Genomic DNA, 11,730 nt, shown 5'->3' with positions numbered 1-11,730 from the left:
AATAATCCTGATGCGTCACGGCCAGCCAAAGCTGGTCGCAACCGACAAAATGTCAGCGCTCGATATGAAAAACTGGATCGAACAGTACGACCGGTCCGAAATTACCACTCAACCCGTCCCGGATGCCAGCCTGCAGCTCGCCGCAACCGCCACGGTGATTGTCTCGAGTAACGCGCCTCGTGCGCTGACTTCCGTCCAGGCTCTTGGCCTGAAGTCCACCCTCGTCGACGCGCTTTTCCGTGAAGCGCCACTGCCTTATGGTCACTGGAAACAGCCACGGCTATCGCCGTTTACCTGGGCATTTATCCTACGAATCCTATGGTTGTGCGGTTACTCACGCCGAGTCGAATCCGTCGGCACTACGAAGATGCGCGCCAGCACGGCAGCTCAACGACTTCAGTCCCTTGCCGACGAAGGACCGGTTCTGCTGCTCGGTCATGGCATTATGAATCGAATGATCGCCAGACAACTGGAGGCAGATGGATGGACTCGCCAAAAACGTAACGGCAGCCAATATTGGAGTGCGACGGTGTATCAAAATAGCGATATTTAAGAGGTGAGAGCTTCTGCTTTGTAGCGATAAAACTGACCAGACCGAAATCGGTAGGGTTGCAATGGCAAGCCACACTCAATGAAGTGACAAGGCAGCTGAACAGCCGTCCTCGGAAAACACTAAACTACGAAACGCCCGCTGAACGATTTAGCCAATCTGTTGCATTGACCGGTTGAATCCAAAGCCATTTCCGGTCGCTCGTGACTGATCACAGTCGACCCGTTGCAGGCAGGCGGTCAGCTTGGAATGAATCTGTTCCCTTCCTCGCGGATGGGGATCCATGCCGAGTCGAAGCAGATCCGGTTCATCATCCACCGTGAGAACCAAATCTTTACTTGGGAGTAAAGTCGAGCTACCGAGCAGCAAGCCGCCTGTACAGTGACAGCACAGAACAAGGCAATTACAATTTGATTAACATCCTGCGACTTAAGCGATTGAATACCCCTATGGAAAGCAAGACTGCGCGCCTCACTGTGCTCATTGACCCCATCAAGAAAAAAGCTTTCGAGGAACTCTGTGCTGCTCAAGACCTGACGCCTTCACAGGTGGTCCGTCAACTGATTCGCGACTACCTGGACACTCACGGGGCCAGCTATTCGACCAAGAGTAAGCTTGCCACCAACACCAAGTCATAATCCAACACGGACAGTTAGCCTCTAGAGAGTCGACGTCCCCTCCAGGTGACTGACCGCGTTGGCCAGGGCGATGTTGAAATCGGCGTGGTAATGCTCCGGGCCGATTTCTTGCAGAATCCCCACCCTATCCAGTTTGCCGAGCACCTTTGTGTTCGCTTCGCAGAGTTTCACCACGATATTCCGCTTGTGCAGCTGCTGAATAACCTCCTCCAGCACTTGCAAGCCCGTGATATCCATGAACGGTACGCGCTTCAGACGGATAATCAGCAGGCGTGGGTCAGTATGGGTCTGTGCTAACACACGCTCGAAGGTCTCAGCCGCGCCAAAGAACAATGGCCCTTCAATCGTATAAATCAGTGTCCCTGGCGGCAGGCGAGCATGCCCGTTGACCCTCAGTTCTTCTTCAAGTTCGTGCTCGACTATCTGCTGCACCTCCACAGATGAGGCCATGCGGCGCATGAAGTGCAGCATCGCGAGAATGACGCCAATATTCACGGCGATCACCAAGTCGCTGAACACTGTGAGGCTGAAGGTGATGAGCAGGATGGATACGTCTGCGCGTGGGGCTCGCTGGACCATGCGCTTGAAGTGTTTCAACTCGCTCATGTTGTACGCGACCACGAAAAGAATGGCGGCCAGGGCGCACAGTGGGATGTTTGAGGCTAGAGGTGCCAGGAACAGAATAATAAGCACCAAGGTGACCGCGTGCGTAATGCCGGCCAGCGGGCTCGTGCCGCCGTTACGGATATTGGTTGCAGTGCGGGCAATGGCTCCTGTGGCTGCGAAGCCGCCAAACAATGGCGTGACCAGGTTAGCCACCCCCTGACCGATCAGTTCCTGATTGGAATCATGCTTAGTGCCCGCCATGCCATCGGCCACCATTGCGGACAGCAGCGATTCGATTGCTCCAAGCATCGCGATAGTGAAAGCCGGAGCAATCAAATCGATGACGCGGGACAGCGTGATTTCAGGCAGGCTAAACGCTGGAAGACCTTGAGGTATGCCACCAAATGCGCTGCCAATCGTGGCTACCCCCTCGAAATGAAAGGTTGTCTGTATCGCTGTAGCGACCGCCATTGCGACTAGCGGGCCAGGCACCCGTTTGAGACCGGGAACTTTGGACGCGGTGATTACCAGGAAAAGACTGAGTGCAGCCAACAGGGTGGTGGCCATATGAAGATCCGGGAGTGCCTGTAGCAAATGCCAGAGCTTTTCATGGAAGTGCTCACCACTGATATTCGGTAGACCGAAAAAGTCTTTCCACTGTCCGACCCAGATGATCACGCCGATGCCCGCGGTGAATCCGACAATCACCGGGTCGGGGATAAACTTGATGATTGCACCGAGCCGTGCCATCCCCAGCAATAACAACATGGCTCCCGCCATCATCGTGGCGATTTGCAGGCCGTCAACGCCATGCTTGGCCGTGACTCCCGCCAGAATCACGATGAACGCACCTGTCGGCCCGGCAATCTGCAAGCGGCTTCCCCCAAAGAACGAAACCAGCAGGCCACCGATAATCGCGGTGTAGATGCCTTGCTCAGGCTTGACGCCAGACGCAATGGCAAACGCCATTGCCAGGGGGAGCGCCACGACCCCTACGATCACGCCAGACACCAAATTGCGAAGCCAGTGTCCTCGCCTCAACAACCCCGCCTTCCATGCCTCAGCTATCGCAATCATGACTAGCTCCTCAATGGCTGCATGTGCATAATATTATCATGCAGTGATAATACAACTGCCCTTGATCCACTGCTTCGTGCGGCTGAATATGCTTATAGTGAAAGCTCAGATGGAGCTGGACGGGAATGCACTGCAAATAGAGAAATTTGAGAGCGCGCTTAGCGTGGTGACTGACATGAATCGTACAGCTGTGAAAAGCAAGCATGCCGAAGGCGTGACCTTTGACACCCATCTGATCGCAAACCCGACCAACCCCAAGGAGTGGATTGTGTTCTTCAAGAAGGACGCCGGGAGAAGTTATTTCTTGGTTGATGACAACGAGGAGGTCGAGTCTTTCGGACATCTGGATGACTTGATCGCCGAACTTCGAGACTTGGGACTCAAGACCGCTGAAATCCATTTTTAACCCTTTGCCCACTCGTCAATGCAATCAACCTGATGGGGGATACAGTCGAACTGGCGATGATTGTCATCCCCAGCCTGTAGGTAAATATCCTGCTTGGTATCTGCCCAATCGATGCCGACATAGACTGTGAAGTGCTGACTCAAGGACGCTGTCACGTGAACCTCCGCAAGCGATAAAATATCTGCTAGGGACATGCATGCTTGCGTTCAGCGAAGGCAATATAGTGTCGGTGAAGGTGGGACGGACTATCTATAATGGGTCGTTTGCGCCCCTTTGCAGCCGAATCAGACCGCACTCTCGGGTTACTTGAAAACAGGCACGCTGGCTGACCCGTTTGGCTTTTTCAGGTATTCACGCAGCCGGGCACCGATCTCGGCGATTTTCGCCTCCCCGGCACGCAAGGCTTGCGGGTTGGTATGCACCGAGTAGTTTCCCAGCGCGAGATCATAAGGATGAGGCTCGGCGGAGCCGATCACGAAGACCGTATCGCTGTGCTTGGCCTTGAGCGTAAGGCTGCCGCTACCAGGTTCGAAGACGACCATTTCTCCCGCCATGACCACCTCCGGTGCGCAGAGGGATCCGCGACTGACACTCAACCACAACGACTCATGACCCTCGGGTGGAACATAGCTCCAGGATTCTCCGGCAGGCAGCGTGACCAGCAGGTAGTTCATGCCAGCAGGAGCGCGGACCGGGCTTTGCACACCCTGGTACGTCCCCAGAATCACACGCGCCGGCCCCGTTTGCGGTATCGCGCCTGACTCCAGGTATTGGCTATCGACACTGGCGTTTTCCAGCGCAGGCGGTAGTGCGACCCACAGTTGAAAACCTTGAATGCGCTTCGATGTACCGACCGACATTTCCTTGCCATGCCAGACCCCGCCACCCGCGCACATCCATTCAACACCGCCATGGTCAATCATCCCCGTACCCGAATCAGCATCCTCAAAACGCAAATTGCCTTCGGTAATGACGGTGACCGTAGCGATGCCCGAATGCGGATGCAGCGGCATGCCGTTGATGAATGAGCTCTCGCCTTCAAACAGGTCAAGGAACACAAAAGGCTTGATCAGGTGGCCAAGATCCGAAGGGCTCATCAACCGCACAATCGCGCCATGCCGATGGCCGGTGGTGCGGTAGCGGATGGCCCGCCGGGTAACGGTGTCTTGTGTATCGATCTGAAGTTGTTGCGTGAAAGGCATCGTGAATACTCGAAGTTGAAGGTCTTTCGGCCCGATGCTCCAGACAATAGGCCAGGCTTGATTGCTTGATAAGGCGGTACAATTGGACTGCACTCGTCCACCAGCATCAGGAATGCCCCGCCATGCTCGACCTCAATGACATCGCCATGTTTGTGCAGGTAGTACACTGCGGCAGCTTTGCAGAAGCCGCGCGACGGCTGGGCATGCCGCCCAATACCGTGAGTCGGCGCATCCAGCAGCTTGAAACGCGGCTCGGCACTCGGCTGCTGCAACGCTCGACTCGCAAGCTCACGCTCACCAGTGCAGGCCAGGGCTTTCATGAGCGTTGCGTGGGTGCCGTCGATGACCTGCTTGAAGCGGGACAGGATTTGATCACGGGCAGTAGTGAGCCCAGTGGCCGGGTGCGCGTGGCGGCTCCGGCCGACTTTTTCGACTTCTTCGAGATGGCGTGGGTGAGCGAGTTTCTGACCGCGTATCCACGCGTGCGACTCGACTTCGTGCTCAGCGATGCAAAGGCCGACCTGATCGCCGAGCAGATCGATGTTGCCTTTCGCGGCGGCCCCTTGCGCGATTCAGGCTATGTCGGTCGTCAGATCCTTGACCCGCGCAGCGTCGGGATGGTCGCCAGCCCCGACTACCTCGCGGCGCGTGGCTCACCCCGCACGCTGCAGGACCTGGCGAGCCACGACTGCGTGATTTCCGCGCATCCCGGCGGCCACGCTACATGGCGTTTGATCGGTCCGAAGGGTGAGGAAGAGATACAAGTGACCGGGCGCTTCAGCGGCAATACCGCTCAGTCGCTGCGCAAGGCCGCCGTGGCAGGCCTCGGCATCGCGCTGCTGCCGCCGATGATGGCCAAGCTTGAAGTAGATGCCGGCGTACTGGTCCCGGTATTGCCTCAATACCAGCCCAACGGCTACGGCCTGAACGTGCTGTATCCGAGCCGCCGGCAGCTTCCGCCCGCTGTGTCGGCGTTCATCGGTTTGGTGATTCGGAAAATGAATGCGGCAGATGTACCGCAGGTGTGCCAGTAACACCAGATCCAGTGCTACAGAAAAAGGGAAGAAAACATTGCGCTGCGAGGGGCCGGCCTTCGCAGCGCAGGGGTATCAGCGACGGCGAGCATCGAGGCTGAAGCGACCGGCACCGAAGGCCACGACTTGCAGCAGGCCACCGGCCATCGCGATGTTCTTGAAGAAGTGGATGAACTGGTTCTGATCGCCCAGCGCGTTATGGAAAGCCAGTGCGGTAAACACGCTGAACACGGCCAGTACAGCGGCAACGGTGCGGGTGCGGTAACCGGCGATCAATGCCAGGCCGCCACCGACCTCAACAACGATCGCCAGCGCCAGCGCCAGTTGCGGAAGCGGAAGCCCCACCGAGCTGATGTAGCCAACCATCATCGCGGGAGCGGCCAGTTTCGAAAAACCGGAGAGAATGAAGATTGCGCTGAGCAGTACACGGCCGATCAACGACGCCGAGGCCTGGGTCACGTCGGAACGGTTCTGTTCAGTGTTGGTGGAAGGAGCGATGTTTGCGGAAGTTGTCATGAGGTATTTCCTTCAAAGTTTGCGCGACTCGCCATGAATCGCTGCTGTGAAGAAATCTTGCGCCTTGACATCTAATCTGAATAGCCGACTAATTTAGATCATCAGGTTCGAATAAATAGGCAAGCAACTCACATCATCGAAAGAGAACTCAATCGTGAAAAACGCTGAACGGACCTGTGCAACAGGCCAGAACGCACACATTCGCGGTCAGCGCCTGGCCGCATCCGAGTCTGCGGGTACTGACCATTACGTTTGAGGAAACAGGCATGATTTCTGATCCCGGAACACCAACACTCGACCAACTGCGGGTGTTCCTGACCGTTGTTGAAGTCGGCAGTTTTGCAGCGGCTGCCAGAAAGCTGCATCGGGCCACTTCGGTCATCAGTTACTCGATCGCCAACCTGGAAATGCAGCTCGGCGTGTCGCTGTTCGACCGTCAGACCACACGCAAACCGCAGCTCACCGACGCCGGCCGCACCGTGCTGGCCGAAGCCAGGACCATCGCCAACGGCGTTCATGGTTTACGCGCCAAAGTGAGGGGGCTGCTTCAGGGGCTCGAAGCCGAAGTTCACGTGGTGCTCGATGTGATGCTGCCCCCGGAGCGCGTGGTGGACGCACTGAAATCCTTTCGGGAGGAATTTCCTACGGTTGCCCTGCACTTGCATATGGAAGCCCTCGGCGCCGTCACCGAACTGGTGATCAACCGAGGCGCAATCATCGGCGTCAGTGGTCCGATGAATGAAGGTATCGACGGTATCGAAAGAATTGGCGTTGGCAGCGTCGAATTGATTCCGGTGGCAGCCCCGAATCATCCGCTGGCTTCAAGCGACTCGAATGTTCCAGGCGCCGGGCGAGAGTTCACGCAACTGGTGCTGTCCGATCGCTCGCAGCTGACCAAGGACAAGGATTTCGCCGTGCTCAGTAATCGCACCTGGCGCCTGGCGGACCTGGGCGCCAAGCACATGCTGCTGCGTGAAGGCATCGGTTGGGGGAACATGCCGGCGCCGATGGTCCAGGAGGATCTGGAGAGCGGCCGGCTCGTGCAGTTGAACATTCCGGAATACAACAGCGGACAGTATTCCTTCGACGTCATCTACCGCACGGATCTGCCTCCGGGTCCGGCGGCAAGGTGGTTGATCGACCGGTTCGTACAACAAGGCGCGGTGCTGGACGAGACAATCAAGCTGCCGACCGTTTAAGTTGCTGCCGGAGCATCAAGGATTGAGCCAGGAAAGTCGGCGCCCCTGATCTCACACTTTGTTACCGCATACCCCAGCCGGGTGTAAAAACCTGCGTAGGTAACAGCCTCGCAGGCTGCCTCTCTCCTGCACCCACCTGCCTGCCAGGCCTATCCCAGAGCGCTGTACGCGTTTTCTCTAACGCCCAATCGAAGAATTGGCCGGGTGATTGCATATGCTTGTCTGTACAAGTATCTGCGTGTGCATAAGACATTTTTTGCCACGCAGTACACGCGCTCTTGCGGCACAAGCGCTTCCGATGGTCCTTGGGAAAAAAATAATGAAAAAAGCATTTCTCACCCTTTCTGCATTGTCTTTGTGTGTGGCTGCCGGTTCTGCGCTGGCCAAGGAGTACAAGGAGCTGCGCTTTGGCGTCGACCCCTCTTATGCGCCGTTCGAATCCAAGGCCGCCGATGGCAGCCTGGTGGGCTTCGATATCGACCTGGGCAACGCGATCTGCACTGAGCTGAAGGTCAAGTGCAAGTGGGTTGAAAGCGACTTCGACGGCATGATTCCCGGCCTCAAGGCCAACAAGTTCGATGGCGTGATCTCTTCCATGACCGTCACGCCGGCGCGTGAGAAAGTCATCGACTTCTCGAGCGAGCTGTTCTCTGGCCCGACCGCGCTGGTATTCAAGAAAGGCGCGGCCATCGGCACCGATCCGGCCTCCCTCAAGGGCAAGAAAGTCGGTTACGAGCAAGGCACCATCCAGGAAGCCTACGCCAAGGCCGTGCTGGACAAGGCCGGGGTAGAAACCCAGGCCTACGCCAACCAGGACCAGGTGTACGCCGACCTGATCTCCGGACGCCTCGATGCCTCGATCCAGGACATGCTGCAAGCCGAACTGGGCTTCCTGAAGTCGCCACCAGGCGCCGACTTCCAAATCAGTGAGCCGGTCGAAAGCCCCCTGCTGCCAGCCAAAACCGCCGTGGGTCTCGTCAAAGGCAACGCCGAGCTCCAGGCCTTGCTCAACAAAGGTCTCAAGGCACTGCACGACAATGGCACCTATGCGGCCGTCCAGCAGAAGCACTTTGGCGATCTGAATCTCTACAGCGGCAAATAATGACCTTGCGCCCATTTCCGGATGGGCACTTTTTTGATTGAGGTAGGGCTGCTCAATGCTAGAAAACCTATTGCAGATTCTTGGACTGTCAGGCTTCAGCCTCAAGGGCTTTGGCCCGCTGTTGCTGCAAGGCTCCTGGATGACGGTCAAATTATCCTTTCTGTGCTTGCTGGTGAGCGTTGGCCTGGGCCTGATCGGCGCCAGCGCCAAGCTGTCGAAAGTCAAATTGCTGCGCGTCCCTGCGCAGGCCTACACCACGCTGATCCGCGGGGTGCCGGACCTGGTGCTGATGCTGCTGATCTTCTACAGCCTGCAAACCTGGCTGACCAACCTGACCGAAGCACTGGGCTGGGACTATATCGAAATCAACCCCTTCAGCGCCGGGGTCATTACCCTGGGCTTCATCTACGGGGCTTATTTCACCGAAACCTTCCGTGGCGCCATCCTTGCCGTACCGCGAGGGCAGATGGAAGCGGCTACCGCCTACGGCCTGACCCGCGCCCAGCGCTTTCGCCTGGTGGTGTTCCCACAAATGATGCGTTTTGCCCTGCCAGGCATCGGCAACAACTGGATGGTGATCCTCAAGGCCACCGCGCTGGTGTCGATCATCGGCCTGGCCGATCTGGTCAAGGTCGCCCAGGACGCTGGCAAGAGCTCCTATCAGCTGTTCTTCTTCCTGATGCTGGCCGCCTTGATCTATCTGGTGATCACCACCGTTTCGAACTACGTCTTGCGCCGGATGGAAATCTTCTACGCCGCAGGCACCCGGGAGGCCGTGCGATGATCGAGTTACTGCAGGAATACTGGAAACCTTTCCTGTACCAGGACGGCAATCACATCACCGGCCTGGCCATGACCCTCTGGCTGCTCAGTGCCTCGATTTTCTTCGGTTTCGTGATGTCGATCCCGCTGTCGATTGCCCGGGTCTCGAGCAAAGTCTGGGTGCGCTGGCCAGTGCAGTTCTACACCTATCTGTTTCGGGGTACGCCGCTGTATATCCAGTTGCTGATTTGCTACACGGGGATCTACAGCCTGGCCGCCGTACGCGCGCAACCGCTGCTCGACAGCTTCTTCCGCGATGCGATGAACTGCACCATCCTGGCCTTCGCCCTGAACACCTGCGCCTACACCACGGAGATCTTCGCCGGGGCGATTCGCAGCATGGCCCATGGTGAAGTCGAAGCGGCCAAGGCCTATGGCCTGACTGGCTGGAAGCTGTATGCCTACGTGATCATGCCGTCGGCCCTGCGTCGCTCGCTGCCTTACTACAGCAACGAAGTGATTCTGATGCTGCACTCGACCACCGTGGCCTTCACCGCAACCATCCCGGACATTCTGAAAGTCGCGCGGGACGCCAACTCGGCGACCTTCCTGACCTTCCAGTCGTTCGGCATTGCCGCGCTGATTTACCTGGCAGTCACTTTCTCCCTGGTCGGCCTGTTCCGCCTGGCTGAACGCCGTTGGCTGTCTTTCCTCGGCCCGGCTCACTAATTCAGGATGCTTGTTCATGTACAAACTGACCGTTGAAAACCTGCACAAAAGTTACGGCAACCATGAAGTGCTCAAGGGCGTTTCGCTAAACGCCAGGACCGGCGATGTGATCAGCCTGATTGGCGCCAGTGGTTCGGGCAAGAGCACCTTTCTGCGTTGCATCAACTTCCTGGAAACGCCCAACGACGGCGCCATGAGCCTGGACAACCAGCCGATTAAAATGGTCCATGACCACCACGGCATGCGCGTGGCCGACGCCAAAGAACTGCAACGCATCCGCACTCGCCTGGCGATGGTGTTCCAGCACTTCAACCTGTGGAGCCACATGACCGTGCTCGACAACATCACCATGGCCCCGCGCCGGGTGCTGGGCGTCAGCAAGAAGGACGCGGAGGATCGCGCCCGGCGTTACCTGGACAAGGTCGGTTTGCCGGCACGGGTTGCAGATCAATACCCGGCGTTTCTCTCGGGTGGTCAGCAGCAACGGGTCGCCATTGCCCGCGCCCTGAGCATGGAACCGGAGATCATGCTGTTCGACGAACCGACTTCGGCCCTGGACCCGGAACTGGTGGGCGAAGTGCTCAAGGTGATCCAGGGTCTGGCCGAAGAAGGCCGGACCATGATCATGGTGACCCACGAAATGAGCTTTGCGCGCAAAGTGTCGAACCAGGTGCTGTTCCTGCACCAGGGGCGGGTCGAAGAGCAAGGTGCGCCCGAGGACGTATTGGGCAACCCCAAAAGCGAGCGCCTGCAGCAATTCCTCAGCGGCAACCTGAAGTAACCGCAGCGTCTTCGAGCGACCGCAGGGTCGCTCGAAGACGCTGGCTCACCCCTCAAAACGCCCGCCGAACGATTTAGCCAATCTGTTGCGTCCACCGGTTGAATCCACAGTTGCATGCGGTCCTTCGCGGCAGGCTTCAGTCAGCCAGAAGCGTACGTTGATGATTTGGCCTCACGCGTCAGGCTGGACGCCTCTGCCCAAGTGCTTCAATAGCAAAATCCAGGAAGCTGCGCAGTTTTGGTGTCATGCGACGGTCGGGTGCGTAGAGCATATTCATCGCAGAGGCTGGAACAGGATGCTGCGGCAGCAGGCGCACCAGGGTTCCATCCCGCAGCGCACCGCCCACCAGCTCCATCGGCTGCAACACCACCCCCAGACCTGCCACGGCCGCCGAAAGTAATGGATCGCCCTGATTAATCGTCAGTTTGCTTTTAATGGGCACATCCACACGCCCCTCCGGGCCATCGAAGCTCCAGTGGGAACGACCGTCGGAGAATGAAAAGCCCAGGCACTCGTGCTGTTGCAGATCCCATGGACTGGTGATCGGCGGGCGGCGGACCAGGTACGACGGCGCGGCACACAGGACCAGTTGGTAGGGCGCCAGCGGCAGCGCCTTCAAGCCGCTGCTCGCCAGCTCGCCAATGCGGAACACCACGTCGTACCCGTCATCGACGATGTCTACCAGTTCGTTCGACAGGGTCAGATCCACCGAAACCTGCGGATACCTGACCATGTACTCCAGCAGACGCGGCGAGAGAGTACGAATACCAAAGGTGACCGGCGCATTGATTCGCAGGCGCCCGCTTGGGGTGCCGCGCGTCTCTGCAGCGAGGCTCTCGGCCGCCTGCATGTCGGCCAGGATCATCTTCGCGCGTTGATAGAACGCACGGCCGAAGTCGGTCAGGCTCTGTCGTCGCGTGGTCCGGTTCAGCAGGGAAACACCCAGATGCTGTTCAAGCATCTTTACCTGTTTGCCTACCAATTGAGGAGACAGGTTGAGATCGTCCCCGGCGGCGCTGAACGAGCCCAACTCTACCGCTTTGACGAAAGTGGCCATCTGGGTCAAGCGATCCATTACAAACTCTTTGTTTCTAGTGTTGGATCATCGTATGCCTTTATCCACTTGCA

At 57.7% G+C, this 11,730-nt stretch carries 13 protein-coding genes; 9 read left to right on the top strand and 4 right to left on the bottom strand.

The features are described from left to right. The first annotated feature begins 10 nt into the window (after nucleotides 1–10). Both CAF65_RS03400 and CAF65_RS03395 read left to right on the top strand, forming a co-directional pair. Nucleotides 11–553 (top strand): histidine phosphatase family protein, encoded by a 543-nt coding sequence (locus CAF65_RS03400; protein ID WP_085715238.1) that lies wholly within the window; start codon nucleotides 11–13, stop codon nucleotides 551–553. Between the two features lie 446 nt (nucleotides 554–999). After that, complete coding sequence (locus CAF65_RS03395) at nucleotides 1,000–1,188, top strand: ribbon-helix-helix protein, CopG family (protein WP_085715019.1); 189 nt, start codon at nucleotides 1,000–1,002, stop codon at nucleotides 1,186–1,188. Nucleotides 1,189–1,209: 21 nt separating this feature from the next. Here the strand turns inward: CAF65_RS03395 and CAF65_RS03390 are convergent, their stop codons facing one another. Then, nucleotides 1,210–2,871, bottom strand: a complete 1,662-nt coding sequence (locus CAF65_RS03390) for a SulP family inorganic anion transporter (RefSeq protein ID WP_085715018.1) — start codon at nucleotides 2,869–2,871, stop codon at nucleotides 1,210–1,212. Nucleotides 2,872–3,046: 175 nt separating this feature from the next. Between CAF65_RS03390 and CAF65_RS03385 the strand changes: the two genes are divergently transcribed. Next, nucleotides 3,047–3,277, top strand: coding sequence for a hypothetical protein (locus tag CAF65_RS03385; RefSeq protein ID WP_085715237.1), 231 nt, complete (start codon nucleotides 3,047–3,049; stop codon nucleotides 3,275–3,277). 302 nt (nucleotides 3,278–3,579) lie between these two features. Here CAF65_RS03385 and CAF65_RS03375 read toward each other — a convergent pair whose 3' ends face one another. Further along, a complete protein-coding gene (locus CAF65_RS03375) occupies nucleotides 3,580–4,479 on the bottom strand; it encodes a pirin family protein (protein WP_085715016.1) in 900 nt (299 codons plus the stop codon). Nucleotides 4,480–4,601: 122 nt separating this feature from the next. On the opposite strand from CAF65_RS03375, the gene CAF65_RS03370 reads away from it, so the two are divergent. Continuing rightward, nucleotides 4,602–5,513: a LysR family transcriptional regulator gene (locus CAF65_RS03370; protein ID WP_085715015.1), complete on the top strand. Its 912-nt coding sequence runs from the start codon at nucleotides 4,602–4,604 to the stop codon at nucleotides 5,511–5,513. 75 nt (nucleotides 5,514–5,588) lie between these two features. Here the strand turns inward: CAF65_RS03370 and CAF65_RS03365 are convergent, their stop codons facing one another. Then, nucleotides 5,589–6,029: a DoxX family protein gene (locus tag CAF65_RS03365; RefSeq protein ID WP_085715014.1), complete on the bottom strand. Its 441-nt coding sequence runs from the start codon at nucleotides 6,027–6,029 to the stop codon at nucleotides 5,589–5,591. Between the two features lie 266 nt (nucleotides 6,030–6,295). Here CAF65_RS03365 and CAF65_RS03360 point away from each other — a divergent pair, with 266 nt between their 5' ends. The 5 genes from CAF65_RS03360 to CAF65_RS03340 all read left to right on the top strand — a co-directional run bounded on the left by CAF65_RS03360 (nucleotide 6,296) and on the right by CAF65_RS03340 (nucleotide 10,602). Next, a complete protein-coding gene (locus CAF65_RS03360; protein ID WP_085715013.1) occupies nucleotides 6,296–7,228 on the top strand; it encodes a LysR family transcriptional regulator in 933 nt (310 codons plus the stop codon). A gap of 319 nt (nucleotides 7,229–7,547) precedes the next feature. Then, nucleotides 7,548–8,330 carry a transporter substrate-binding domain-containing protein gene (locus tag CAF65_RS03355; protein WP_085715012.1) on the top strand — a complete coding sequence of 261 codons (783 nt, stop codon included), beginning with the start codon at nucleotides 7,548–7,550 and terminating at the stop codon, nucleotides 8,328–8,330. A 55-nt stretch (nucleotides 8,331–8,385) separates the two neighbouring features. Further along, nucleotides 8,386–9,114 carry an ABC transporter permease gene (locus tag CAF65_RS03350; protein ID WP_085715011.1) on the top strand — a complete coding sequence of 243 codons (729 nt, stop codon included), beginning with the start codon at nucleotides 8,386–8,388 and terminating at the stop codon, nucleotides 9,112–9,114. After that, nucleotides 9,111–9,821: an ABC transporter permease gene (locus tag CAF65_RS03345; RefSeq protein WP_085715010.1), complete on the top strand. Its 711-nt coding sequence runs from the start codon at nucleotides 9,111–9,113 to the stop codon at nucleotides 9,819–9,821. The genes CAF65_RS03350 and CAF65_RS03345 overlap by 4 nt, the downstream gene beginning before the upstream one ends. Before the next feature lie 16 nt (nucleotides 9,822–9,837). Continuing rightward, nucleotides 9,838–10,602: an ABC transporter ATP-binding protein gene (locus tag CAF65_RS03340; RefSeq protein ID WP_085715009.1), complete on the top strand. Its 765-nt coding sequence runs from the start codon at nucleotides 9,838–9,840 to the stop codon at nucleotides 10,600–10,602. A 178-nt stretch (nucleotides 10,603–10,780) separates the two neighbouring features. Here the strand turns inward: CAF65_RS03340 and CAF65_RS03335 are convergent, their stop codons facing one another. Continuing rightward, on the bottom strand, nucleotides 10,781–11,677 hold the full coding sequence (locus CAF65_RS03335; RefSeq protein WP_085715008.1) for a LysR family transcriptional regulator: 897 nt from the start codon (nucleotides 11,675–11,677) through the stop codon (nucleotides 10,781–10,783). Nucleotides 11,678–11,730: the final 53 nt, after the last annotated feature.

Source organism: Pseudomonas sp. B28(2017) (genome assembly GCF_002113025.1).
Classification (GTDB): domain Bacteria; phylum Pseudomonadota; class Gammaproteobacteria; order Pseudomonadales; family Pseudomonadaceae; genus Aquipseudomonas.
Note: the sequence above shows the minus strand (reverse complement) of the source record. Positions and strands in the feature narration are given on the sequence as shown.

Bases quoted from the DNA above. Each gene is read 5' to 3' on its own strand.
- CAF65_RS03400 (WP_085715238.1), top strand. From the start codon at position 11: ATGCGTCACGGCCAGCCAAAGCTGGTCGCAACCGACAAAATGTCAGCG.
- CAF65_RS03395 (WP_085715019.1), top strand. From the start codon at position 1,000: ATGGAAAGCAAGACTGCGCGCCTCACTGTGCTCATTGACCCCATCAAG.
- CAF65_RS03390 (WP_085715018.1), bottom strand. From the start codon at position 2,871: ATGATTGCGATAGCTGAGGCATGGAAGGCGGGGTTGTTGAGGCGAGGA.
- CAF65_RS03385 (WP_085715237.1), top strand. From the start codon at position 3,047: ATGAATCGTACAGCTGTGAAAAGCAAGCATGCCGAAGGCGTGACCTTT.
- CAF65_RS03375 (WP_085715016.1), bottom strand. From the start codon at position 4,479: ATGCCTTTCACGCAACAACTTCAGATCGATACACAAGACACCGTTACC.
- CAF65_RS03370 (WP_085715015.1), top strand. From the start codon at position 4,602: ATGCTCGACCTCAATGACATCGCCATGTTTGTGCAGGTAGTACACTGC.
- CAF65_RS03365 (WP_085715014.1), bottom strand. From the start codon at position 6,029: ATGACAACTTCCGCAAACATCGCTCCTTCCACCAACACTGAACAGAAC.
- CAF65_RS03360 (WP_085715013.1), top strand. From the start codon at position 6,296: ATGATTTCTGATCCCGGAACACCAACACTCGACCAACTGCGGGTGTTC.
- CAF65_RS03355 (WP_085715012.1), top strand. From the start codon at position 7,548: ATGAAAAAAGCATTTCTCACCCTTTCTGCATTGTCTTTGTGTGTGGCT.
- CAF65_RS03350 (WP_085715011.1), top strand. From the start codon at position 8,386: ATGCTAGAAAACCTATTGCAGATTCTTGGACTGTCAGGCTTCAGCCTC.
- CAF65_RS03345 (WP_085715010.1), top strand. From the start codon at position 9,111: ATGATCGAGTTACTGCAGGAATACTGGAAACCTTTCCTGTACCAGGAC.
- CAF65_RS03340 (WP_085715009.1), top strand. From the start codon at position 9,838: ATGTACAAACTGACCGTTGAAAACCTGCACAAAAGTTACGGCAACCAT.
- CAF65_RS03335 (WP_085715008.1), bottom strand. From the start codon at position 11,677: ATGGATCGCTTGACCCAGATGGCCACTTTCGTCAAAGCGGTAGAGTTG.